The organism is Cobetia sp. D5, assembly GCF_035666195.1.
GTDB classification, from domain to species: domain Bacteria; phylum Pseudomonadota; class Gammaproteobacteria; order Pseudomonadales; family Halomonadaceae; genus Cobetia; species Cobetia amphilecti.
This window is the reverse complement of sequence record NZ_CP142020.1, coordinates 1,228,495-1,251,832: the sequence shown is the minus strand read 5'-3', so window position 1 is coordinate 1,251,832 and position 23,338 is coordinate 1,228,495. Positions and strand designations below refer to the sequence as shown.

General features: G+C 64.5%; 18 protein-coding genes. 7 read left to right on the top strand and 11 right to left on the bottom strand.

The window, feature by feature from the left end; genetic code table 11:
• Positions 1-20: 20 nt before the first annotated feature.
• Positions 21-593 (bottom strand): oligoribonuclease, encoded by a 573-nt coding sequence (gene orn / locus U0O11_RS05295; protein ID WP_107335235.1) that lies wholly within the window; start codon positions 591-593, stop codon positions 21-23.
• Positions 594-776: 183 nt separating this feature from the next.
• Here orn and rsgA point away from each other — a divergent pair, with 183 nt between their 5' ends.
• Positions 777-1,787, top strand: a complete 1,011-nt coding sequence (gene rsgA / locus U0O11_RS05290; RefSeq protein WP_043335189.1) for a small ribosomal subunit biogenesis GTPase RsgA — start codon at positions 777-779, stop codon at positions 1,785-1,787.
• A 129-nt stretch (positions 1,788-1,916) separates the two neighbouring features.
• Here rsgA and U0O11_RS05285 read toward each other — a convergent pair whose 3' ends face one another.
• On the bottom strand, positions 1,917-3,251 hold the full coding sequence (locus U0O11_RS05285) for an NCS2 family permease (protein WP_082388884.1): 1,335 nt from the start codon (positions 3,249-3,251) through the stop codon (positions 1,917-1,919).
• 654 nt (positions 3,252-3,905) lie between these two features.
• On the opposite strand from U0O11_RS05285, the gene U0O11_RS05280 reads away from it, so the two are divergent.
• Together U0O11_RS05280 and asd are read left to right on the top strand one after the other, a co-directional pair.
• A complete protein-coding gene (locus U0O11_RS05280; protein ID WP_324691994.1) occupies positions 3,906-4,769 on the top strand; it encodes a sulfurtransferase in 864 nt (287 codons plus the stop codon).
• A gap of 291 nt (positions 4,770-5,060) precedes the next feature.
• A complete protein-coding gene (gene asd / locus U0O11_RS05275; RefSeq protein WP_324691993.1) occupies positions 5,061-5,978 on the top strand; it encodes an archaetidylserine decarboxylase in 918 nt (305 codons plus the stop codon).
• A gap of 487 nt (positions 5,979-6,465) precedes the next feature.
• On the opposite strand, the gene epmA is transcribed toward asd, so the two are convergent.
• Positions 6,466-7,521, bottom strand: a complete 1,056-nt coding sequence (epmA, locus tag U0O11_RS05270; RefSeq protein WP_324692493.1) for an EF-P lysine aminoacylase EpmA — start codon at positions 7,519-7,521, stop codon at positions 6,466-6,468.
• 210 nt (positions 7,522-7,731) lie between these two features.
• Positions 7,732-8,298: an elongation factor P gene (gene efp, locus U0O11_RS05265; protein WP_043335182.1), complete on the bottom strand. Its 567-nt coding sequence runs from the start codon at positions 8,296-8,298 to the stop codon at positions 7,732-7,734.
• A 91-nt stretch (positions 8,299-8,389) separates the two neighbouring features.
• Here efp and epmB point away from each other — a divergent pair, with 91 nt between their 5' ends.
• Both epmB and U0O11_RS05255 read left to right on the top strand, forming a co-directional pair.
• On the top strand, positions 8,390-9,592 hold the full coding sequence (gene epmB, locus U0O11_RS05260; protein WP_324691992.1) for an EF-P beta-lysylation protein EpmB: 1,203 nt from the start codon (positions 8,390-8,392) through the stop codon (positions 9,590-9,592).
• 125 nt (positions 9,593-9,717) lie between these two features.
• On the top strand, positions 9,718-10,077 hold the full coding sequence (locus tag U0O11_RS05255) for a 5-carboxymethyl-2-hydroxymuconate Delta-isomerase (protein ID WP_043335180.1): 360 nt from the start codon (positions 9,718-9,720) through the stop codon (positions 10,075-10,077).
• Positions 10,078-10,187: 110 nt separating this feature from the next.
• Here U0O11_RS05255 and U0O11_RS05250 read toward each other — a convergent pair whose 3' ends face one another.
• The 6 genes from U0O11_RS05250 to pgi form a co-directional block, all read right to left on the bottom strand.
• Positions 10,188-10,436, bottom strand: coding sequence for a TIGR02647 family protein (locus U0O11_RS05250; RefSeq protein ID WP_043335179.1), 249 nt, complete (start codon positions 10,434-10,436; stop codon positions 10,188-10,190).
• 239 nt (positions 10,437-10,675) lie between these two features.
• Positions 10,676-11,887 (bottom strand): phosphoserine phosphatase SerB, encoded by a 1,212-nt coding sequence (gene serB, locus U0O11_RS05245; RefSeq protein ID WP_131431580.1) that lies wholly within the window; start codon positions 11,885-11,887, stop codon positions 10,676-10,678.
• 105 nt (positions 11,888-11,992) lie between these two features.
• On the bottom strand, positions 11,993-14,269 hold the full coding sequence (parC, locus tag U0O11_RS05240) for a DNA topoisomerase IV subunit A (RefSeq protein WP_324691991.1): 2,277 nt from the start codon (positions 14,267-14,269) through the stop codon (positions 11,993-11,995).
• 142 nt (positions 14,270-14,411) lie between these two features.
• A complete protein-coding gene (parE, locus tag U0O11_RS05235) occupies positions 14,412-16,292 on the bottom strand; it encodes a DNA topoisomerase IV subunit B (protein WP_043335172.1) in 1,881 nt (626 codons plus the stop codon).
• A gap of 214 nt (positions 16,293-16,506) precedes the next feature.
• Complete coding sequence (locus U0O11_RS05230; protein WP_303592929.1) at positions 16,507-17,259, bottom strand: YqiA/YcfP family alpha/beta fold hydrolase; 753 nt, start codon at positions 17,257-17,259, stop codon at positions 16,507-16,509.
• A 249-nt stretch (positions 17,260-17,508) separates the two neighbouring features.
• Positions 17,509-19,212, bottom strand: coding sequence for a glucose-6-phosphate isomerase (pgi, locus tag U0O11_RS05225; protein ID WP_054557080.1), 1,704 nt, complete (start codon positions 19,210-19,212; stop codon positions 17,509-17,511).
• A gap of 204 nt (positions 19,213-19,416) precedes the next feature.
• On the opposite strand from pgi, the gene cmoA reads away from it, so the two are divergent.
• Positions 19,417-20,163: a carboxy-S-adenosyl-L-methionine synthase CmoA gene (gene cmoA / locus U0O11_RS05220; RefSeq protein WP_215824115.1), complete on the top strand. Its 747-nt coding sequence runs from the start codon at positions 19,417-19,419 to the stop codon at positions 20,161-20,163.
• Positions 20,164-20,194: 31 nt separating this feature from the next.
• Complete coding sequence (gene cmoB / locus U0O11_RS05215; RefSeq protein ID WP_286988755.1) at positions 20,195-21,223, top strand: tRNA 5-methoxyuridine(34)/uridine 5-oxyacetic acid(34) synthase CmoB; 1,029 nt, start codon at positions 20,195-20,197, stop codon at positions 21,221-21,223.
• Positions 21,224-21,387: 164 nt separating this feature from the next.
• On the opposite strand, the gene norR is transcribed toward cmoB, so the two are convergent.
• Positions 21,388-23,169, bottom strand: a complete 1,782-nt coding sequence (gene norR / locus U0O11_RS05210) for a nitric oxide reductase transcriptional regulator NorR (protein WP_324691989.1) — start codon at positions 23,167-23,169, stop codon at positions 21,388-21,390.
• Positions 23,170-23,338 lie beyond the last annotated feature (169 nt).

The window sequence follows — 23,338 nt, the reverse complement described above, 5'->3', positions numbered from 1 at the left end:
TTTGGGTTGAGGAACGATGCTTAGACGATGCCCTGCTGGGTCAGCTTGAGGAAGGTCTTGCGGTAATGCGCAAGCTCCGCCAGTGACTCACGGATATCGTCCATCGCCTGGTGGGTCGCACGCTTCTTGAAGCCGTCGAGCGCGGCCGGGTTCCAGCGTTTGGCCAGTTCCTTGAGGGTCGAGACATCGATGTTGCGGTAGTGGAAGAATTCTTCCAGCAACGGCATCTCGTGCTGCAGGAAGCGACGGTCCTGATGCACGCTGTTGCCACACATCGGCGAGGCGCCTGCCGCCACGTGCCGGGCCAGGAACTCGAGGGTCTGGCGTTCGGCTTCAGCGGTATCTATCTGACTTTCCTTGACGCGCTTCACCAGCCCGGATTCACCATGGGTGCGCGTGTTCCACTCATCCATCGCCTCCAGCAGGCTGTCCGGCTGATGCACGGCCAGCACCGGGCCTTCGGCGATCAGGTTGAGGTCGCCGTCGGTGACCAGTGTGGCCACCTCGATGATGCGCTCACGCGCCGGGTCGAGACCGGTCATTTCCAGGTCGATCCAGATGAGGCGGTCGGCCTGCGCGGTGGGATTTGCCATGGGTCACTCCTTGCTGAGCAGATGATGGAATGGCGCGGGACGCCAGTCGATGACAGCAGTATCACACGCCATCCCGGGGCGTCGCACGACACCCGAGGGCGCAAAGGGTACAATCGCGCCGCAAAGGGGGGAAGACTCTCCCATCCCTGGCGAACGAACGGCGACCGGAGTCACCAGCCAAGCATGAGTAAACGCAAGCTAAGCCGCCAGCAGCAATGGCGAATCGAGAAGGTGCAGGCCGAGCGTACCAAGCGCGCCGAAAAGCGCGAGACGCAGGACCGTGACAAGCTCGACGCCGGCGAATATGGCCCGGAGCAGCATGGCCGTGTCATCGCCCACTACGGGCGCAGCCTGGAAGTCGAAAGCGAATCCGGCAGCCTGCACCGCTGCCACCTGCGCGCCAACCTCGAGACGCTGGTCACCGGTGACCGGGTCATCTGGCGCGAAGCCAGCGATGCCAGCGGCGTCGTCGTCGCGCGTGGCGCACGCACCACCGAGCTTGAACGCCCCGACATGCGCGGCGTGCTCAAGCCGGTGGCGGCCAACATCGACCAGATCCTGATCGTGTTCGCCGCCGAACCCGCCCCGCAGCCCAACCTGATCGACCGCTATCTGATCGCCGCGGAAGCCACCGGCATCACGCCGGTGCTGGTGCTCAACAAGGTCGACCTGCTGCCGGAAAGCGGCGGTGAGCTGCGCGACCTGCTGGCGCGCTATGAAGCGCTCGGCTACGAAGTCGTCGCCTGTACCACGCGTGGCGAGTCGGGGCTCGATGCCCTCAAGGCCCAGCTCAGCGACCGCACCTCGGTCTTCGTCGGCCAGAGTGGCGTCGGCAAGTCGTCCCTGATCGGCATGCTGCTGCCCAGGGAAGAGGTTCGTGTCGGCCCGCTGTCGGCCGAATCACGCCAGGGCATGCACACCACCACCACCGCCTGGCTCTATCACATGCCGGATGGCGGTGACCTGATCGACTCGCCCGGCATCCGCGAATTCGGCCTGGTGCACCTGACTCCCGAGCAGGTCACCGACGGCTTCCGCGAGTTCCACGACTATCTCGGCTATTGCCGCTTCCGCGACTGCAAGCACGAGAAGGAGCCGGGCTGCGCCCTGCTTCAGGCCGTGGACAACGGCGAGATCGGCCGCGTGCGCTTCGAGAGCTACAAGAAGATTCTGCTCTCGCTGACCGAAAGCTGATCAAGCGCTATCAAAAAAGCCGTCAACAAAAAGCCCCGCCAGGCAGTCACTGCCTGGCGGGGCTTTTTCATGCTCGAGGCACTCGAGACACATCACAGCCTCGAGACACACCACTGCCGCTTTCGAAGCCTAGCCTTCCAGCAACAGCAGCAGTGACAGCGCGAACAGCACCCACATGGTCGGGCGAATCTCGCGCGCCTTGCCGACGCCGAGCTTGATGACCACGAAGCTCAGGAAGCCGAACACGATACCGTGGGTGATGGAGTAGGTCAGCGGAATCATCACCATGGCGATGAAGGCCGGAATCGCATCATCGAACTGGTGCCAGTGGATCTTGCCGATCGGCTCCATCATGAACACGCCGACCAGAATCAGCGCCGGGGCAGTCGCGATGGACGGCACCAACGACAGCAACGGCGCCAGGAACAGGAACGGCAGGAAGCAGAGCGCCACCACCACCGCGACCAGCCCGGTGCGCCCGCCCTGACTGATACCGGCCGCCGATTCGATGTAGGCATTCGCCGGGCTGGTACCCAGTGGCGCGGACACCAGCGCCGAGAAGGCATCGACCATCATCGAGCGACGGATATTGCGCGGGTCACCATTCTCGTCCTTCAGATTGCCCGCCTCGGCCACCGCCATGAAGGTCGAGAGCGCATCGAAGAACACCGTGAACAGGATGACGAAGATGAACGGCGCATAGGCCACCTTGAGCGAACCGAGCAGGTCCAGCGCCAGCAGGCCGCTGAAATCAGGCGCAGCGAAGATACCGGTGAAGTTGACCAGCGTCGGCTGGGCGATCTCCGGCGGGAAGTAGGCGCTGCCATCCCCCCACAGACGCCCGATGGTGGTCGCCATCAGGGTCGTGACGATGATGCCGATGATCAGAGCGCCGTGAATGCGCTTCGCGACCAGGATGGCGGTCAGCGCCAGCCCCAGCAGGAAGACCACCAGCGAGGGCGTCATCGGCGCGACACTGACCACGGTGACCGGGTTGGAGACGATCAGCTTGGCGTTCACCAGACCGATCAAGGTGATGAACAGGCCGATACCACAGGCGATGGCGTAGCGGAGCTGGGCGGGAATCGCATCGATCACCAGGCGGCGCACGTTGAACATGGCCAGTACCGCGAAGATGACGCCGGCCCAGAACACGCAGCCCAGCGCGACCTCCCAGCTCATGCCGCCGCCCAGCACCATGGTGTAGGCGAACAGGGCATTGATGCCCATGCCCGGCGCGACCAGGATCGGGTTGCGCGCGTACAGGCCCATCATCAGGCTGCCGAAGAAGCTGACCAGCACGGTCGCCGTGAGGGCGGCACTGAATGGCACGCCGGCGGCTGACAGGATGCCGGGATTGACCACGATGATGTACATCGACGCCATGAAGGTGGCGATGCCCGCCAGCACTTCCGTGCGCGTCGTGGTGCCTTCGGCACGCAGTGAGAATAGGCGCTCGAGCAAGATGATGACTCCCGTTCAGGATGAAGCGATTGAGTAGCAGCTCAGCGTCGACGGGTCGCCGACACGCTGCACCGAAATGACACACGTTGAGCGCCCGCACCGCACTCGAAGAGTGCAGCAGCGCCACTGGCGACAGACAGTGTATTGCCTGGGGCCGCGAAGAGGGTGTTCCCGAGGGCCAGAATGTGGCATTCGCCCCAGGCCCGCTGCACTGAAACAAGCGCTTCTTTCTACAAGACCTACTGGCTACAAGACCTACTGGATCTACTGGCTGCTGGCTGCTGGCTGCTGGCTGGCCTCGCCAGCTGATCAGAAGCCTGTCCAGAAGCCTGTCCAGAAGGCTGTCCAGAAGGCTGTCCAGAAGGTCAGGTCATGGCGCGCACTATGCCCTGCTGGCACACGCGTCGTTCACGTCTGTACCGTTATGCGTGCGCACTGGGCATTCACACGTTCACCCCGGAATGTGACGCGCGGCATTATACTGAAAACCTGTCGTTTCAGGGGACAAGATGGCAAGGAATCTGGCGCGGTGACACTTCGCCTCGCCGCAGTCACTTGATTGCATGTCTTGATCGTAGTGACTTGACCACAGTGCCAGCCGACGTGCCATGATGCCGGAAGGATCACTCTCTTCGTAGAAGCAAGGATTACGCCATGTCTCACGATTCTTCACACCCTTCCCCCTCGGAAGCCGACCTGCTGCCCTTGATCGTCGAACCGCAGCAGCTCGCGGAGATGCTCGACCATCCTGATATCGTGATCGTCGACGTGCCACTGAAAGCCGAGAGCCATGCGCGTCATGTGCCCGGCGCTCGCCTGCTCGACTTCAAGCAGCTGGTCGGCAGCAATGACGACGACATTCCCGGCGTGCCGAGCCCCGAGGCACTGTCTGACGTGATGTCAGCCCTTGGCATCACCCGCGACAGCCATGTGGTGGCCTATGACGATGAAGGCGGCGGCTGGGCCGGACGCCTGCTGTGGACCCTGGCACTGCTCGGACATACCCGCTACAGCTACCTCAATGGTGGACTGCACGCATGGCAAGGCGATGGCCTGCCGCTGAGCGACACCGCCAGCGACTGGAGCCCCAGCGAGTATCACGCCGCCTACATGGACACCAGCGTGATGGCGACGCGGGAAGACATTCTCGATCGGCTGGCGGCCGAGGACCCGCAGGAAAGCGTCGTGGTCTGGGATGCACGCTCCGCGGAAGAGTATCGCGGCGAGAAGGGCCAGAACGCCCGCCTCGGCCATATCCCCGGCGCCGTGCATTTCGAGTGGACCGAGGCCATGGACCGTGAGCGCAACCTGCGCATCCGCGACTATGCGGAGCTGGTGACGGAACTGGGCGCTCGCGGCCTCAGCCCCGAACAGCACATCGTGACGCACTGCCAGAGCCATCACCGCTCCGGCCTGACCTGGCTGGTGGGTCAGGCGCTGGGCTTCAGCGATGTGCGCGCCTATCCCGGCTCCTGGAAGGAATGGGGCAACCGTGATGACACGCCCATCGAACGCTGATGACTGATAATGGGCTGAAGGCTCCTGATAACAGGCTGAAGGCTCCAGACGGCAGCCTGAGACGGGCGTATCGAGCGCCAGCACGCCAAGGCAGGCCATGCCGGGATGACACGCATGGCCTGTCTGGCAACTGTCACCAGGCCCACGGCTGCGGCAATTCGCAGGCTTGAGCCGTTATTGACGATGGGCTAAGGTGCAGCCCAACTGCTGGCCGCCGCTGTTGCCGGCCAACGCCCGCCCTCTCGAGGAGCGGGCTTTTCATTCCTGAAAGTGCCTGCAAGGATCGCCATCGTGGATCGCGCCAAGCTGTTTTCCCTGAGCCAGTACCCACTGCCCCAGCACCTGATCTCACGCCTCATCGGCCGTGTCGCCGCCTGCACCAATCCGTGGGTCAAGAACACCTTCATCGAGCGCTTCATCAAGGCCTACGGCGTCAACATGAACGAGGCGCTCGAGGAGAACCCGCGTGCCTACGCCTGCTTCAATGACTTCTTCACCCGCGCCCTGAAGGCGGATGCCCGCCCCATCGGTGAAGGCCTGGTGTCACCGGCCGATGGCGTACTGTCCCAGTTCGGCAACATCGAACACGGCACTCTCGTACAGGCCAAGGGTCAGGCGTTCTCGCTGACCCAGCTGCTGGGTGGCAGTGAAGAGCGCGCCGCGCCCTTCCGCAACGGCCGATTCGCCACCGTCTATCTGTCACCGAAGGACTACCATCGCGTCCATATGCCGGTGGCCGGTCGTCTGGTCGAGATGGCCTACGTTCCGGGGCGCCTGTTCTCGGTCAACGAAGCCACCGCCAAGCACGTGCCGGGCCTCTTCGCCCGCAACGAGCGCCTGGTGTGCATCTTCGAGACCGAACACGGCCCGATGGCCATGGTGCTGGTGGGCGCGATGATCGTCGCGGCGATCAAGACCGTCTGGAGCGGTCAGGTCACGCCGCTTTCCGGTGATGTCGAGACGACCCGTTTCGATCAACTCATCGAGCTGGCGCATGGCGCCGAGATGGGCCGCTTCCAGCTCGGCTCCACCGTGGTGATGTGCTTCCCGGACAGCGTCGAGTTCGATGATGCCCTGACACCGGGCCAGAAGGTCAGCATGGGTCAGTCACTCGGCATGCGTCCGTCTGCGACAGCGCCGGCCCCGACCGAGTCAGAAGAGCATGCGGCAGTGACGGCGCAGGACACGCCGGCCACAGACGAGAAATAAGGCCAGGCCTGGCGCAGCGCGAGCACGACACTCGCGCATAAAGCCCGCACATGACACCCGGGCATAAAAAAAGGGAAGCCCCTGGCTTCCCTTTTTAACGACAGGAGCCTGACCGCGCTCCCCGCCTTCTTGCCTTGCCCCGCGATGAACGCTGCCATCGGGGTGATCACTACCTTCAGTGCCCAAACAGATCAGAGTCCTCCATGACGGGCGTCACGCTCTCACGACGCAACTGCCGGATGATGCCCCGAAGGCTCCGAGGGTTCGAGCCATCATCTGTCGCCTTCTTTCACCATGCCCGATAAAAGAAGACCCGCTGCGACCATTGCCCTGGTCCTGCCATCACCTTGCCTGCGGGCTTCGCCGGCAAGCGCCAACCCTCCACGCTGACCTCTCCAGTCTAGTCGACGAACGCTCGGCAAGCGTGTTGGCAATAAACGCTGGGATTCACGCAAATCACATCGAAAGCTGCCTCTCATGTCGGCTCTCAAGCACGTGATGCCGGGAAAGCGATCACCGCCGAGATATCGCGCTCTCCCAGCGCCAGCATGATCAGACGATCCAGCCCCAGCGCCACCCCGCTCCCCGCGGGCATTCCCGCCTGCAAGGCCGCCACCAGGCGCTGGTCCGCCGCTACCTCAGGCAGGCCCTGGGCGACTCGCGCGGCATTGTCTTCGGCAAAGCGCGCCGCCTGCTCACTGGCATCGGTCAGCTCGTCATACCCGTTGGCCAGTTCGATGCCCGCCACGTAGGCCTCGAAGCGCGACGCCACCCAATCGCCCTCACTGTCCTGATGCTTGCGCGCCAAGGCAGCCTGCGCGGCCGGATACTCGGTGACCAGCTCCACGGTGGCTCGTCCCTGTGCTTCTGCTCCCTGTGACCCTGAGCCAAGGGTCGGCTCGATCACCAGGCTCATCAGCGCATCCAGGCATGTCTCATGCGACCAGTCGTCAGCCGCGACCTCACATTCTCGCGCACAGGCGGCTCGCAGCTCCTCGAGCGAGGCCGTGAAGGGGTCCAGCGCCAGCACACGGCGAAACAGCGCACGGTAAGGCGTGATGGCAGGCCTTACCTGGGCGTCTTGAGACTCACTGAGCAGCGACGGCTGTCCGGTCAACTGTGCCCCGAGCGCCATCACGCGCCGGATCAGCTCGCAGGTCTCCGTCATCAGCGCCTCAAGGCTCATGCCGGGGCGATACCACTCCAGCATGCAGAACTCGGGATTGTGGCGGCGGCTGACCTCGCCATCGCGGAAGGCACGCGCGATCTGAAAGATCGGCCCGCTGCCGGCCGCCAGCAATCGCTTCATGTGAAATTCCGGCGACGTCTGCAGCCACATCGGCACGCGCTCACGCTCGCCCGGCAACTGCGCGGTCAGTGACAATGACGCGAGACCGACATCCGTCGACCCGGCCTGCCCCAGCACCGGCGTTTCCACCTCCAGCACCTCACGCTCGGCGAAGAAGGTGCGCACCTCACTGATCAGACGCGCGCGCTGAACGAGCCGCTCGCGCGTGACAGTGGGCGCCCAGTCCTCTGCCAGGGCAGCGCCTGGCGCGGCAGCGGCTGAAAGAGGTGAAGCGGCGGAAGAATCGGCATCAGACATGGACAGGCTCGAGGAAGGGATCAGCGGGAGGCATTGGCCAACCGGAAGGGCTGATCGACACGATCACCCTGCACGACTGACCAGCACAAACGATGATGCCCCGCACGAGGCGAGGCATCAGGGTGTTCACGACGTGAGCGAAAGGGCTCAGGCGCGAGACACGTACTCGGCGCTGCGGGTATCAACCTTGAGGACTTCGCCCTGGTTGATGAACAGCGGCACACGCACCACGGCACCGGAAGACAGGGTCGCCGGCTTGGAGCCACCGTTGGCGGTGTCGCCCTTGAGGCCCGGGTCCGTCTCGACGACTTCCAGCTCGATGAAGTTCGGCGCGGTGACGGCGATCGCGTTGTCGTTCCACAGCGTGATGGTGTAGACGACCTGCTCTTTCAGCCACTTGACCGTGTCGCCCAGCGCCTTGCCATCGACAGCGTACTGCTCGAAGGAGCCATCGGTACGCATGAAGTGCCACATCTCACCGTCGGTGTAGAGGTATTCCATGTCGACTTCCATGACATCGGCGGCTTCGATGCTCTCGCCGGACTTGAAAGTACGCTCCCATACACGACCGGTCTTCAGGTTGCGCAGCTTGACGCGGTTGAAGGCCTGGCCCTTGCCCGGCTTGACCAGTTCGTTATCGACGATGGCACAGGGATCATTGTCCAGCATCACTTTCAGACCGGACTTGAATTCGTTGGTAGAATAGTTGGCCATCTTGCTCGCTCTCGACTCGTTAACGGGTCTTGCCCGCCATGAATTCCAGATTGCAGTCAATTGGCTGCAATCATGACTAGAAGTGATGCGCATGATAACCCGAACCCCTGCATCCTTGCATACCATCCCGCACACCAGCCACGAAAGTCGTGCCTCAGAGGCCTTCTCATCTGCCGCTGAAGCCCCGTCGGCCCCGAATGACTGGCGTGCACAGCTACGCGACGTGATCCGCTCTCCACAGGCTCTGCTGGAGCGCCTGGGGCTGGAGCACGAGTGGCTGCCGGGCGCCCGTGACGGCCATGAACTGTTCGCGATCCGCGTGCCCGAGGCCTATGCCAGCCGCATCCGCGCCAATGATCCCGACGACCCGCTATTGCGCCAGGTGCTGCCGCTGGACGCCGAGACCGATGTGCTCGACGGCTACGTCACCGATCCGCTGGAAGAGGCCGAACATACGCCGCTGCCGGGGCTGATCCACAAGTACACCAACCGGGTGCTGCTGATGGCCAGCGGCGGCTGCGCGATCAACTGCCGCTACTGTTTCCGCCGTCACTTCCCCTATGACGACCATCAGCCCAGCCGCGCGCAGTGGCAGGATATCCTCGACTACCTGCGCGCCGACGAGCGCATCCATGAGGTGATCCTGTCCGGCGGCGACCCGCTGGTCTCGCCCGACAAGCGCCTGGCGTGGCTGGTGGAGTCGCTGGGTGAGATTCCGCACCTCAAGCGCCTGCGCATCCACACGCGCCTGCCGGTGGTGATTCCGGACCGCGTCAATGACGAGCTGCTCGGCTGGCTGGGTGCCACGCGCCTGCAGAAGGTGCTGGTCATTCACACCAACCATGCCAACGAGCTGGACGACGCCGTCGCTGCCGCGATGACTCGCCTCAAGAGCGCCGGTGTCACCCTGCTCAATCAGGGCGTCATCCTGCGCGGCGTCAATGACAGCGTGGAAGTGCAGACGGCCCTCGCCGAGCGACTCTTCGAGTGCGGCGTACTGCCCTATTATCTGCATGCCTTCGACCCCGTGCAGGGCGCCGCCCACTTCGCGGTCAGCGATGAAGAGGCCTGCAACCTGATGGAAGCGCTGCTTGAGCATCTGCCCGGCTTCCTGATGCCGCGCCTGGTACGTGAAGTGCCCGGCCGACGCTCCAAGACACCTCTGTCCAATCCCCCTCTGCCCAAGACACATCCGGGAGTCGACGCCGCCACTGGCCCTTCGTCGCCTCCCCCTGCGGGTGACGAGGGAGAGCCATCTTCGCTCAACCTGACGGGCATCATCGCCAGTGCGTGAATGGCGCCCTGGCAGCGTGAGGCAACAACAGGCGGCGTGCTGCACAAAATTTGCTACTATCGCTGGCCAATTTCATCATCGGCACACGCCCCGAGAGGCGTGGCCATGCTCAAGGAGCCCATCACATGCCTCATCTCGTCATTGATTATGCCGACAGTCTGGCCCCCAGCCTCGACATGGACGCGATCATGGATGACCTGCATGCCGCTGCCATGCAAAGTGGCCTGTTCAAGGAAACCGACATCAAGGTGCGCGCGGAAAGCTGGCGCCACTGGCGTCTGGCAGGCAATCAGGCACCGCTGGCGCACAAGCACGGCTTCGTCAATCTGCACTGCCACCAGCTGGAAGGCCGCAGCGATGACGACAAGTCGCGCCTGGCGGATATCCTGATGGAGGCCCTCAAGCCTCACTGCGAGGCGGCCCGCGAAGTCAGCGTGGAGATCGTCGAGATCACCCGCGCGACCTATCGCAAGCACAAGGCCTGAGCGCACAGGTGTCTCTCCGCCCCTGAGACCGCAGACGAAAACGCCCCGTGACCGAAAGCCACGGGGCGTTTTTCCTTCTCGCGATCAGTGATTCAAACCAGTGGGCTAACTCAGGTGCCCGTCATGGCCATCGGGACGTGGAGCAGGTCATTGAGACGATGGGCGTGCTCGGCGGCCTCACGGCCCACCGACGTCAGATAGCCGCCATCCGGCAGCGTGGTCAATCCCTTGGCATGCAGACGCTCGGCGGCGGCCACCATATCGGGACTGGCATCGTGGCGAATCTTCAAACCCTTGAGGGCGGCATCATGCGGAAACAGGCACAGCAGGTGCAGTTCATCGTCATAGGGTGACGGCATGGGCAAACTCCTGACGGCGTGGCGAGTGGCGTTTCAGTATGGCGTCAACTGACGAGCGACGAGTCGTCGGCGCTTCCCCTCCAGTCTAGCCCCCACACCCGAAAGCGCATTGCTGCTTTGGGACTATTCTGCGACCTGATGACCAGACGACAACGCCCCCATCGCGGCGGCGATGGGGGCGTTGTCACTCACACACTGGCTTGTCACTCAGCGCAGGCGTTCAGCGGCTGAATCACGGATCAGTGCTCGAGATCCTGCTGGCGATAGCCCATCAGGTAGAGCACGGCATCCAGGCCCAGGGTCGAGATCGACTGACGCGCCTGTTCACGCACCAGCGGCTTGGCGCGGAAGGCGATGCCCAGCCCCGCCTCGGCCAGCATCTTGAGGTCATTGGCACCGTCACCGACGGCGATGGTCTGCTCCATGCGCAGGCCATGACGCTCGGCGATCTCGCGCAGCAGCAGCGCCTTGCGCTCGGCATCGACGATCGGCTCGCGCACTTCACCGGTGACCTTGCCATTGACGATCACCAGCTCATTGGCGTGGATCTCATCGAAGCCCAGCAGCTGCTGAAGATGACGCGCGAAGTAGGTGAAGCCACCGGACAGGATCGCGGTGCGATAGCCCAGCGCCTTGAGGTTGGCCATCAGGCGCTCGACCCCATCCATCAGCGGCAGATTGGCGGCGATATCGGCCAGCACCGATTCATCCAGGCCTTCCAGCTTGCTCATGCGTTCACGGAAGCTTTCCTTGAAGTCCAGCTCGCCCCGCATGGCCCGCTCGGTGACTTCCGAGACTTCCTCGCCGACACCGTGACGGCGCGCCAGCTCGTCGATCACCTCGGTCTGGATCAGCGTCGAATCCATGTCGAAGCAGATCAGGCGACGATGACGACGCCAGATATCATCTTCCTGGATTGCGATATCGACACCGTGCAGCGCGCCCAACGCCAGCGCCTTCTCGCGCAGGGCATTGATGTCGGTGCCACTCTCCGGCAGGCGCAGCCAGCACTCGACACAGGCGCCTTCGGCCGGTGACTCGCCATCCAGCGGCTCACGCCCCGACAGACGATGCATCAGCTCGACGGTGATGCCGAATTCGGCCGTCAGGCCGCCGACCTCGGCCAGAATGCCGGCCGGCAGACACGGCGCCAGCAGCGTCAGAATCCAGCGCGGGCGCTCCGCCTGATGGCTCCAGCGCGCGTATTCCTCAGCACCGACCTGCACGGCCTGCACATCCAGCCCCAGCTGTTCACCGGCGGCGGCCAGCGCGGCCTCCAGGTCGGACTCCGCGCCGAGAGCCACCAGCGCTTCCAGCGACACCAGCCCGAAGGTCACGCTCTGATTGATGTCCAGCAGTCGTGCGCCGCTGCGCGCCAGCGCCTGACCAAGCCCTGCCAGCTGTCCTGGACGAGCCGTACCGGTGGCACGGATCAAGATACGTTGTGTCATTGGAAAATCATTCCTGAGCAATGAATCATCAAGGTGTCGCCCACGGGGCATGTCGGCGTCAACGCCGACGCACCTCAGCTAACAAGCCAGGCCATCCGGCCCGGATCAACTATCGACGGCCAGACGGTCGACCTTCTGGAAGCCCTTGGGCAGCTTGCTGCCGCGGCGGCCACGCTCACCACGATAATAATCGAGATCCGCCCCCTTGAGCAGGGTCTTGCGCTTGCCGGCATGCACCACCAGGGTCGCGCCGGCGGGCAAGACCACCAGCGAGCGCACGAACTCCTCGCGGTTGGCGGCGCGTTCGCCCGGAATCGACAGCATCTTGTTGCCCTTGCCCTTGGACATCTCGGGCAGCTCGGAGAGCGGGAAGACCAGCAGGCGCCCTTCGTTGGAGACCACCGCCACTTCCAAGGCCGCGGGCGTGCCATCGGCAGCCTCCGGCGCTGTCGGCACCTCGACCGGTGGCAGCACCGCACAGCCGCGCGGCAAGGTCAGTGCCGCCTTGCCGGACTTGTTCTTGCCGGTGAGCTGTTCGAGCGTGGTCACGAAGCCATAGCCGCCATCGGAGGCCAGCAGATAGCGCGCAGAAGGCGCATCGAGCAGCAGCCCGACCATCGCCGCCCCCGCCGCCGGATTCATGCGCCCGGTGATCGGCTCGCCCTGCCCGCGTGCACTGGGCAGATTGTGCGCGGCCAGGGTGTAGGCACGCCCGGTATCATCCAGCAGCACCAGCGGCTGATTGGTCTTGCCGCGCGCCGCCAGATGGAAGCGGTCGCCGGCCTTGTAGGACAGGCCCTCGGGGTCGATATCATGCCCCTTGGCGGCACGGATCCAGCCCTTCTCGGACAGCGCGACGGTGATCGGGTCGGCGCCCATCAGCTCGACTTCCGACAGCGCCTTGGCTTCGCCGCGCTCGACCAGCGGCGAGCGACGTGGATCGCCGAAGTCAATGGCGGCCTGCTCAAGCTCACTGTCGATCAGGTCCGTCAGTGCCTCGTCATTGCCCAGCAGATGCTTGAGGTGCTTGCGCTCGCGCTTGAGCTCGTCCTGCTCGCCACGCAGCTTCATCTCTTCAAGACGCGCCAGGTGACGCAGACGCAGCTCGAGGATCGCCTCGGCCTGCCGCTCGGAGAGCTGGAAAGTCTCGATCAGGCTGGCCTTGGGGTCTTCCTCCTCGCGGATGATGCGAATCACCTCGTCGAGATTCAGGTAAGCCGTCAGCAGACCCTCGAGGATATGCAGACGGTCCTCGACCTTGGCCAGACGATGCTCGAGGCGACGACGCACGGTGGCGCGACGATAGCGCAGCCACTCGGCGAGCATCTCGTGCAGCGCCATCACCCGCGGGCGCCCCTTGAGGTCGATGACGTTCATGTTGACGCGCGCGTTCTTCTCGAGGTCCGTGGTGGCGAACAGGTGCGCCATCAGGCCTTCGATATCGACACGATTGGAGCGCGGCTGAATCAGCAGGCGCGTCGGGTTCTCGTGGTCGGACTCATCACGCAGGTCCGCGACCATCGGCAGCTTCTTGGCCTGCATCTGGGCGGCGATCTGCTCGATCACCTTGGCGCCGGAGACCTGATACGGCAGTGCCGTGATCACGATATCGCCCTCTTCCAGCACATAGCGGGCGCGCATCTTCACGCTGCCACGACCGGTGCGGTAGAGCTTGGCGAGGTCGGTGCGCGGCGTGATGATCTCCGCCTCGGTGGGGAAGTCCGGTGCCGGCAGGTACTCCATCAACTGATCGCTGTCGGAGTCCGGATGACGCAGCAGATGGCGCGTGGCGGCCACGACTTCATGCACGTTGTGCGGCGGGATGTCGGTCGCCATGCCCACCGCGATACCGGTGGTGCCGTTGAGCAGCACATTGGGCAGACGCGCCGGCAGCACCTTGGGCTCGTTCATGGTGCCATCGAAGTTGGGCACCCAGTCGACGGTGCCCTGGGAAAGCTCGGACAGCAGCACCTCGGAGTACTTCGACAGCCGCGATTCGGTGTAACGCATCGCCGCGAAGGACTTGGGGTCATCCTGGCTACCCCAGTTGCCCTGGCCATCCACCAGCGGATAGCGATAGCTGAACGGCTGCGCCATCAGCACCATCGCCTCGTAACAGGCGCTGTCACCGTGGGGGTGGAACTTGCCCAGCACGTCGCCGACGGTACGCGCCGACTTCTTGTACTTGGCGTTGGCCGTCAGGGACAGTTCGCGCATGGCGTAGACGATGCGGCGCTGCACCGGCTTCATGCCATCGCCGACATGCGGCAGGGCGCGGTCGAGAATCACGTACATCGAGTAGTCGAGGTACGCCTTTTCGGTGTAGTCGCGCAGGGCCAGACGTTCGACGTCACCCTCCGCAACCTGGATATCCATGCTCATGGGCGCTTGACCTTGATTACGAGCGTAAAACCGGGGAGCGCCTGACTGTGGCGCTCCCGAAAGAATGCTGTCGCGCAGCTTGTCTGGCTTTCGAAGCTCAGCTGCTTTCGAAGTTCAGCTGCGCTCGAAGCTCAACCGATGATCAGACCTCGATATCGGCCATGTTGCCGTAGTCCTCGAGCCAGCTCTTGCGATCACTGGCGCGCTTCTTGGCCAGCAGCATGTCGAGCATCTCGTGGGTGCCGTCATCCGCACTGCGCGTCAGCTGCACCAGGCGGCGGGTGTCCGGCGCCATGGTCGTTTCCCGCAGCTGCAGCGGGTTCATCTCACCCAGACCCTTGAAGCGCTGCACGTTGGGCGTGCCACGCTTGCTCTCGAGCTGCTTGAGGATGTGCGCCTTCTCGCTCTCGTCCAGGGCGTAATGCACTTCCTTGCCCAGATCGATGCGATACAGCGGCGGCATGGCGACGAAGACGCGCCCGGCATCCACCAGCGCCGGGAAGTGACGCACGAACAGCGCGCACAGCAGCGTGGCGATGTGCAGACCATCGGAGTCGGCATCCGCCAGGATGCAGACCTTGTGATAGCGCAGCTTGGTGAGGTCATCCGAGCCCGGGTCCAGGCCGATGGCGACCGCGATGTCGTGGACTTCCTGGGAGGAGTAGATGTCATGCGACTCGACTTCCCAGGTATTGAGGATCTTGCCGCGCAGCGGCAGGATCGCCTGGGTCTCGCGGTTGCGGCCCTGCTTGGCGCTGCCACCGGCGGAGTCGCCCTCGACCAGAAACAGCTCGCTGTCGGCAGGGTCGGAGCTTGAGCAGTCCGAGAGCTTGCCCGGCAGCGCAGGCCCGGAGGTGACCTTCTTGCGCGCGACCTTCTTGGCGCTCTTCAGACGGCGCTGGGCCGCCGAGATCACCAGTTCCGCCAGCGCTTCGGCCTGATCGACATGGTGGTTGAGCCACAGCGAGAAGGCGTCCTTGACCACGCCGGAGACGAAGGCGGCGACGCTGCGCGAGGACAGGCGCTCCTTGGTCTGGCCGGCGAACTGCGGATCGAGCATCTTCACCGACAGCACGAAGGCGGCGCGCTCCCACAGGTCATCCGCGCTCAGCTTGACGCCACGCGGCAGCAGGCTACGGTAGTCGCAGAATTCCTTGAGCGCCTCGAGCAGACCGGAGCGCAGGCCATTGACGTGGGTGCCGCCCAGCGGCGTGGGGATCAGGTTGACGTAGGGTTCCTGCACCAGCTCACCGCCTTCCGGCAGCCACTGGATCGCCCAGTCGACCCCGTGCTCCTCGTCCTCGAAATGGCCGACAAAGGGCGATTCCGGCAGGCGTTCGAAGCCATCGGTGGCGCCGAGCAGGTAATCGCGCAGACCATCCTCGTAGTGCCAGGTCGTCTCGCTGCCATCGGTCTCGATGAGCACGACCTTGAGGCCCGGACACAGCACGGCCTTGGCACGCAGCAGGTGGCGCAGACGCGGCATCGCCAGGCGCGGGCTGTCGAAGTAGCTCTCGTCCGGCCAGAAGCGCACCAGGGTGCCGGTATTGCGCTTGCCGACGGTGCCGATCTGGGTCAGCTCCTCGGCCTTCTCGCCATTCTCGAAGGCGATGCGCTGACGCAGGCCATCGCGGCACACTTCCACTTCCAGACGCGTCGACAGCGCATTGACCACCGAGACGCCCACGCCGTGCAGGCCGCCGGAGAAGCGATAGCTGTCCTGGGAGAACTTGCCGCCCGCGTGCAGCTTGGTGAGGATCAGCTCGATGCCGGTCACGCCATGCTCGGGGTGGATGTCGGTGGGCATGCCACGACCGTCATCGCCGACCTCGATACCGCCATTCTCGAGCAGGCGCACGCGGATTTCCTTCGCATGCCCCGCCAGCGCCTCATCGACGGAGTTGTCGATGACTTCCTGCGCCAGATGGTTGGGCCGAGAAGTGTCGGTATACATGCCGGGCCGCTTGCGGACCGGTTCGAGGCCGGAGAGGACCTCAATGGAACTGGCGCTGTACTGACTCATCGCAGCCTTGTGTCCTTGGTGTTGACGTCCGCCATCCGACTCGCCATTTCACGTGCGCGAGACGGACAACGGATTCCTGAAAAATGAGAGACCGGCGCCTGGCGTTCAGCATCGAACGCCCTGCCAAGTCGTGCCAATCCATGTCGTGCCAAGAGGTGCCGTGCCCAGCCAGGTCGTGGTGTGTCGTAGCAGAAAGCACCACGCGCATGACCTGCTAGTCCGGCGCGACATGCATCGCCGCTGCGGTGGCGGGGGCCAGCCGGTGCCCGCCATGCGCCATGATCGCCGGCAGATATTCCGCCAGCTGCGCAAAGCCGTGATCGCCACCCGGCGTGATGATCAAGCGACTTCCCTGATAGAGCCCTGCGGCATCATTGACATCCAATGTCTCATCGGCCGTCGCCAACAGCACCAGGGTGCGCTGCGCCGTGACCGGTTCCGCTTCCAATGCGAGCAGCCCGGGCCCGAACTCCTCGGTGACGGTGAACGTCACGCCGGTATAGGGGTTGGCATGCACCGAACCGAGCCATTCGCTGACCAGTCGCGCGGGACGCACGGCCGGATTGATCAGCACACTGCGCGGCCCTTGACGCCAGACGCTCTGAGAAGGACCAGCCGGCCCCTCGAGGCGTGCGGCCTCACGCGCGACCAGCCAGGTGGCCAGAAAACCGCCCATGGAGCTGCCGATCACCATGATGGCGTCGTCACAGGCAGGGTCTGCGGGGTCCAGCGCCAGGCGCTCACACAACGTGAGATAGGCCGCGTTGACCGCCGCCTGACCCGCGCCGGGCTCCGGGGGGATGTCCGGCATCACGCACGGCAGGCCGAACTGCTCTGCCGCGCGCTGCATCAAGCGTGCCTTGGGCGAACAACTGGCCGAATTGAAGCCGTGCAGGTACAGCAGACCCTTGACGGGCGCGGTGGCGTGCATCGCTGCCGTATCTGACGGAAAGGGGGAATTGGCCATCAGCACTCCCGACAACACGCCAGACCGCGAAGCCTCCCCTTCCACGCCTCAAGATGGCTGGGCATCTCTCGAGCATTCATACGCTGGGAGCAGGGTTTTCGACGGTCCGCGTCGTGCTGTCTAGTGTAAACGATTGATTCGCTTATAGGATAGCGAGAATACTGTATAAATCAACAGAGAGCGACGACTGCCGCCGCCGCTCGTCTTGCATGGCATATCAGCATGCCCTCACTCACATCCGCCATGGGCTCAGCGCGGGTCCTGGTCCTGGGCTGCCCACACCGCTTCGATCAGCGCACGGCTGGAGGCGTCCAGCGTCTCGAAGCCTTCGCCGGTGGTCATGGTCGCTTCGGTGGCGGTGGCGATCTGCTTGCCCAGCTCCACACCCCACTGATCGAACGGGTTGATATCCCAGATGGTGGCCTGAACGAAGACCTTCTGCTCGTAGAGCGCAATCAACGCACCCAGCGTTTCCGGTGTCAGCGTCTCCAGCAGCAGCGTGGTCGACGGCTGATTGCCACGGTAGCGCTTGTGGTTCGGCTGCGCCTCATCACCGGGGATGGCGTCATCACCCAGCATCAGCACACGTGACTGGGCGAAGCAGTTGGCCAGCGTCAGACGGTGCTGTGCCTTGAGGTGGGCGCGTGTCTCGGCGTCCTCGACGTGATCATAACGGCACATCGGCGCGATGAAGTCACACTCGACCGCCTGGGTGCCCTGGTGCAGCAGCTGATAGAAGGCGTGCTGGGCGTTCGGCCCCAGCTGGCCCCACAGCACCGGACAGGTCGAGTAGTCGATCATCTCGCCATCGTTGGTCACCGACTTGCCGTTGGATTCCATCTCCAGCTGCTCGAGGTAGCTTGCGAAGTACTCCAGGCGACCGTCGTAGGGCAGGATGGAGTGGGCGCGGATATCGAGGAAGTTGTTGTTCCAGATCCCGGCCAGCGCCAGCAGCACCGGCAGGTTGTCTTCCAGCGGCGCGGTGCGGAAGTGCTCATCCAGCTCATGCGCCCCGGCCAGCAGACGACGGAAGTTGTCCATGCCGACATTGAGCGCGATGGGCAGACCGATGGTGCCCCACAGCGAATAGCGGCCGCCGACCCAATCCCAGAACAGCAGCTGATGTTCCGGCGCGATGCCCCACTCGGTCATCTTCTCCGGCTTGGCGGAAGCGCCGATAAAGTGCTGACGGTTGATCAGCGCTTCCAGGCGCCCTTCCGGATCGAGGCGTGATTTCAGCCAGTCGCGCGCGGTGCGGGCATTGGACAGCGTATCGATGGTCGAGAATGACTTGGAGGACAGGATGAACAGCGTGGTTTCCGGGCTGAAGGATTCCAGATAATCCGCCAGCTGGGAGCCATCCATGGTCGAGGCGAAGTGCACGCCGATCTCGTGGATGTCCTTGGGACGGCAATCGCTCAGGGCGCTGGAGACCATCAGCGGGCCCAGGTCCGAGCCACCGACACCGAGGTTGACCACGTCGGTGATCGGCTTGCCGGTGGCGCCGCGCCACTGGCCGCTGTGGAAGGTGTCGACCATCTCGGCCAGGTGCTCGAGGCTCTCGTGGATGGCCGGCACGATATCCTCGCCGTCCACCTCGAGGCTGGCGGAGCGCGGCAGACGCAGCGCGGCGTGCAGCGCCGGACGGTCTTCGGAGCGATTGACATGCTCACCGGCCAGCAGGCGCTTGATGCCCTGCTCGACGCCGGTTTCGCGCGCCAGATCCAGCAGCAGCTCCAGGGTCTCGCCCTTGAGGCGCTGCTTGGAGAGATCCAGACGCAGCCCCGCGGCAGAGCGCGTGAAGGTCGCCACTCGGTCACGCCCTTGCGCCGCATCCTCGGCGAACAGGTCCTTCAGATGCACATCGGCCATCTGCTCTTGATGATGGCGCGCGAGAGCCTGCCAGGCCTGGGTATTACGACGCGCAGAACGTGCCGCTGATTGAGTGGACATGGCCACCTCTCTCCTTGAAGTGTAATGACCGGCCCTGCATGGCCCGGCCTGAAATCAATTGATGGAGGCATCACCCGCCAGCCGTGACGGGTGCGTCACGGGCGCCGAATGCGTAGAATGGCGGGCCCGACGGGGCGCTCTGCCCGGCCGGTCCTCGGCCACAGGCATGTCGCCCTGGCCCACTGCCCGATGAAGCCTTGATCCATGAGTGATGCATCTTACCGTGACGCGATATTTACGACACCCCTTGACCGTGTCGCCAGCTTCTCCTTCGACGAGCAGGTCGTCAGCTGCTTTCCGGACATGCTGCGCCGCTCGGTGCCGGGTTACGGTCAGATCATCGCCATGCTGGGCCTGATGGCCCGCGCTCACCTGCGCCCCGGCGCGCGGGTCTATGATCTGGGCTGCTCACTGGGCGCTGCCAGCATGGCGCTGGCCCGCGAGATGGCCGCCGAGGATATCGAGATCGAAGCCGTCGATCTGTCCAGACCGATGGTCGAGCGCGCCAGCCGCGAACTCGCCGAGGCCTTCCCCGACCACCGCATCAACGTCACCGAAGCCGACATTCGCACCCTCGACTATCAGCCGGCCGGCATGATCGTGGTCAATCTGACGTTGCAGTTCCTGCCGCCGGAAGACCGCGACGCCGTGATCGACAAGCTGTTCGCGGCGCTGGAACCCGGCGGCGTGCTGATCCTGTCCGAGAAGATCATCAGCGATGATCCGATCGAGAATGCCTGGCTGATCGAACGGTATCATGACTTCAAACGTGCCAACGGCTACTCCGATCTGGAAATCTCCCAGAAACGTGAGGCCCTCGAGGACGTGATGAAGCCCGACAGCCTGAACACGCATCATGAGCGCCTGGCGCGCGCCGGCTTCCAGCGCAGCCACACCTGGCTGCAATACCTGAATTTCGCATCGATGGTCGCCTTCAAAGCCGCCGAATGACCGCTACGCCTGCACGGACCCGACCCAGCGCATGAGCATTTCCCCATATGACCGCGACCTTTACCGCGCCTTCACCGAGCTTGCCTGTGAGCCAGGCGCCGTCGGCGACGGCTTCGCCCGCTGGCTGGGCGCCCTGCCCGAGCAACTGGCCAATGGCCTGGACCGCAAGCGTCACGCCGACCTCAAGGCCTGGCATGGCGCGCTGGAAAAGCTGCCCGCCCTGCCCGACGCGCGCGATGTGCAGCTGGATGCCGACCGGGTCGGTGCACGCTTTCCGACTGGCCTGACTAGCGGCCAGCTGCGCCAGAGCGAGAATCTGCTGCGTGCGATGATGCCGTGGCGCAAGGGCCCCTATCAGCTCGACGAGATCCATATCGACACCGAATGGCGCTCCGACTGGAAGTGGCAGCGTCTCGCGCCGCATCTGTCGGATCTCACCCATCGCCGTGTGCTGGATGTCGGCGGCGGCAATGGTTACCACGGCTGGCGCATGGTCGGTGCAGGCGCGGCCTTCACGCTGGTGATCGACCCTTCGCCGCGCTTCTACTGCCAGTTCCATGCCGTGCGCCACTTCATCGGCGCGGACCACCCCCGGGGCCGCAATCTGCACTTCCTGCCAGTGGGCATCGAGGATGTGCCAGCGAAGATGGGCGCCTTCGATACCGTATTCTCGATGGGCGTGCTCTATCATCGCCCCTCGCCGATGGACCACCTCTTCCAGCTGCGTGACACCCTGCGTCCCGGCGGCGAGCTGGTGCTGGAAACCCTGGTGGTGGAAGGTGACGTGACGACGGTACTGATGCCTGGCGAGCGCTACGCCGCGATGCCCAATGTCTACTTCCTGCCCTCCTCGCAGGCGCTGGCCCACTGGTGCGAGCGCGCCGGTTTCAAGGACGTGCGCATCGTCGATGAAGCCGTGACCACCCTGGACGAGCAGCGTGCCACCGACTGGATGACCTACCACTCGCTGAGCGACTTCCTCGATCCCGCTGACCCGAGCCTGACCCGCGAAGGCCACCCGGCACCGCGGCGTGCGGTACTGATCGCCACTCGCGCCTGAACTGGCGTCTGAGCGGGCGCCTGAACGCGCGTTCGAGACACGAACTTCTCGTCGCGCCAGGGCCGCCGGCGGCAGAGATACAAGAACAGCGATGCTCCATGAGCATCGCCGTCTTCTTTTCTCATATCAGACACTTCATCTCGCCCCAGACACTGCCTCGCACCTCAGACAATTCCCAGACGCTGCGCCTGCCGGTACAGGTTGCCGCGATCGACCTTGAGTCTGCGCGCTGCCTCCGCCCAGTTGCGATCACTCGCCTGCCAGACCCGCGAGATGTGCTCACGCTGAAATGCCTCGGTGGCATCGCGCAGTCCCAGCGTCTTGTCGCCGTCCTGCCAGGCGGCGCGCTGTGCAGAGCTTGCTCCTCCTGTCTGACTCGCTCCTGCCATCTGACTCGCTCTTCCTGTCTGATCCACCCTCCCCACCTGCGCGCCCTGAACCTCCTGCGCCACGCTGGCGGCCCGTTCAAGCGACACCTCGGCGTTGACCTCCAACCCCAGCAGTTCCGGCGTGATCACCACCAGCTGGCGCCCATCGGCGCGCAGGCGAGTCGAGTGGGCACCATGCGCGAGCCGGGCATGCAGGGCGGCGCGGCTCAGGCAGTGCTCCAGCTCACGCACGTTGCCGGGCCAGGGGTAGTCGCACAGCAGACGCTCCGCCGCTGGCGTCAGGCGCAGATTGCCCAGCCCGAGGCGCGTACGGTTGTGCTCAAGAAAGGTGCCGGCCAACGCCAGCAGATCTGCACGCCCGCGCTCACGCAGCGGCGGCACCCTGAGCGGATAGACGCTCAGGCGGTGATAGAGGTCTTCACGGAAATGCCCAGCGGCGACCTCCGCCTCGAGATCGCGATTGGTGGCCGCGATGACACGCACATCGACCCTGACCACGCGATCGCTGCCCAGCGGCTGCAGCTCGCCTTCCTGCAGTACCCGCAGCAGCTTGGGCTGCAGCGCCAGCGGCAGCTCGCCGATCTCATCCAGCAGCAGGGTGCCGCCATCCGCCATCACGAAGTGGCCACGGTGATCATGGGTCGCGCCCGAGAAGGCGCCACGCCGATGACCGAACAGCGCGCTTTCGACCAGGTCCGGCGACAAGGCGGCGCAGTTGATGCGTACCAGCGGCCGCGCAGCCCGCCGGGAAGCGTCGTGCAGGCGCTGGACCACGCCCTCCTTGCCCACGCCGGTCTCGCCCTGCACCAGCACCGTCATCTCGGTATCGGCGACCGCCTCCAGCTGCGCCTCGAGCCTGGCCATCGCCGGGCCACGCTGCGGGCAGGCCATGGCGCTCTGTGACGACATGCCTGTCGGTGATACCACCATCGGTGCCGAAAGCCCTGACCTGCCGTCCGTGGCTCCCGCGGCCCACTCCTGTCGCAGTGACAGCGACAGACAGTGTGCGGGGAGTGACAACCAGGCCTGCAACCCCTGAAGCGGAAGTGCCAGCTCGTCCGTGTTCGCAGAGGCGCACAACGATTCCAGCGGGGCCAGCACCCCTGGCGTCAGCGCATCAAAGGTCATCACTCCCAGCAGGGTATCGCCCTCGCGCAGCGCGATACCGGCGCAGTCATGCACCAGCAGATCCGGCCCATGCACGTCCCCCAGCAGACCATCGAAGGGGTCCGGCAGGTCGCTGTCCAACGCGAAACGATGCACTCCCGTGTGCTCGGCGATCGCCTTGAGCCGCGGATGCTCCGCCAGCGCGAAGCGTCGCCCGCGCACCTCGGCAGGCAGGCCGTAGGTGGCCAGTGGCAACAGCTCGTCACGCTCAGGCAGGTAGCGCATCAGGGTCGCCGCCTCACCGGGCAGCTGCTGCATGATCGCGGCCAGCAGACGCGTCCATGGCAGCGCGCGCCGCTCGCCGCCCTCCTCGCGGGACAACCAGGCGGCGAGCCAGGCATTCACGGCCGCGACCGGCGTATCGTTCAGGGGCAGGTGAGCATCGGGCATGCGGTCATCCTTGCGGATATCGGGAGAGAGAGGGCTGAAGATTGATGTCATAATGACACGCCTGATGTCATTAGAACACGCCACATGACCATGTCATTTTGACATCACAGGCCTGCAGAGTGCATGACGACTGGCCTCGAGAGTTGGCACGCCCCTTGCCATGGATAGG

What these genes read in the sequence shown, in the direction of transcription:
- orn (WP_107335235.1), bottom strand. Translation starts at nt 593, where the DNA reads ATGGCAAATCCCACCGCGCAGGCCGACCGCCTCATCTGGATCGACCTG.
- rsgA (WP_043335189.1), top strand. Translation starts at nt 777, where the DNA reads ATGAGTAAACGCAAGCTAAGCCGCCAGCAGCAATGGCGAATCGAGAAG.
- U0O11_RS05280 (WP_324691994.1), top strand. Translation starts at nt 3,906, where the DNA reads ATGTCTCACGATTCTTCACACCCTTCCCCCTCGGAAGCCGACCTGCTG.
- efp (WP_043335182.1), bottom strand. Translation starts at nt 8,298, where the DNA reads ATGGCCAACTATTCTACCAACGAATTCAAGTCCGGTCTGAAAGTGATG.
- epmB (WP_324691992.1), top strand. Translation starts at nt 8,390, where the DNA reads ATGATAACCCGAACCCCTGCATCCTTGCATACCATCCCGCACACCAGC.
- U0O11_RS05255 (WP_043335180.1), top strand. Translation starts at nt 9,718, where the DNA reads ATGCCTCATCTCGTCATTGATTATGCCGACAGTCTGGCCCCCAGCCTC.
- U0O11_RS05250 (WP_043335179.1), bottom strand. Translation starts at nt 10,436, where the DNA reads ATGCCGTCACCCTATGACGATGAACTGCACCTGCTGTGCCTGTTTCCG.
- serB (WP_131431580.1), bottom strand. Translation starts at nt 11,887, where the DNA reads ATGACACAACGTATCTTGATCCGTGCCACCGGTACGGCTCGTCCAGGA.
- parC (WP_324691991.1), bottom strand. Translation starts at nt 14,269, where the DNA reads ATGAGCATGGATATCCAGGTTGCGGAGGGTGACGTCGAACGTCTGGCC.
- parE (WP_043335172.1), bottom strand. Translation starts at nt 16,292, where the DNA reads ATGAGTCAGTACAGCGCCAGTTCCATTGAGGTCCTCTCCGGCCTCGAA.
- U0O11_RS05230 (WP_303592929.1), bottom strand. Translation starts at nt 17,259, where the DNA reads ATGGCCAATTCCCCCTTTCCGTCAGATACGGCAGCGATGCACGCCACC.
- pgi (WP_054557080.1), bottom strand. Translation starts at nt 19,212, where the DNA reads ATGTCCACTCAATCAGCGGCACGTTCTGCGCGTCGTAATACCCAGGCC.
- cmoA (WP_215824115.1), top strand. Translation starts at nt 19,417, where the DNA reads ATGAGTGATGCATCTTACCGTGACGCGATATTTACGACACCCCTTGAC.
- cmoB (WP_286988755.1), top strand. Translation starts at nt 20,195, where the DNA reads ATGAGCATTTCCCCATATGACCGCGACCTTTACCGCGCCTTCACCGAG.
- norR (WP_324691989.1), bottom strand. Translation starts at nt 23,169, where the DNA reads ATGCCCGATGCTCACCTGCCCCTGAACGATACGCCGGTCGCGGCCGTG.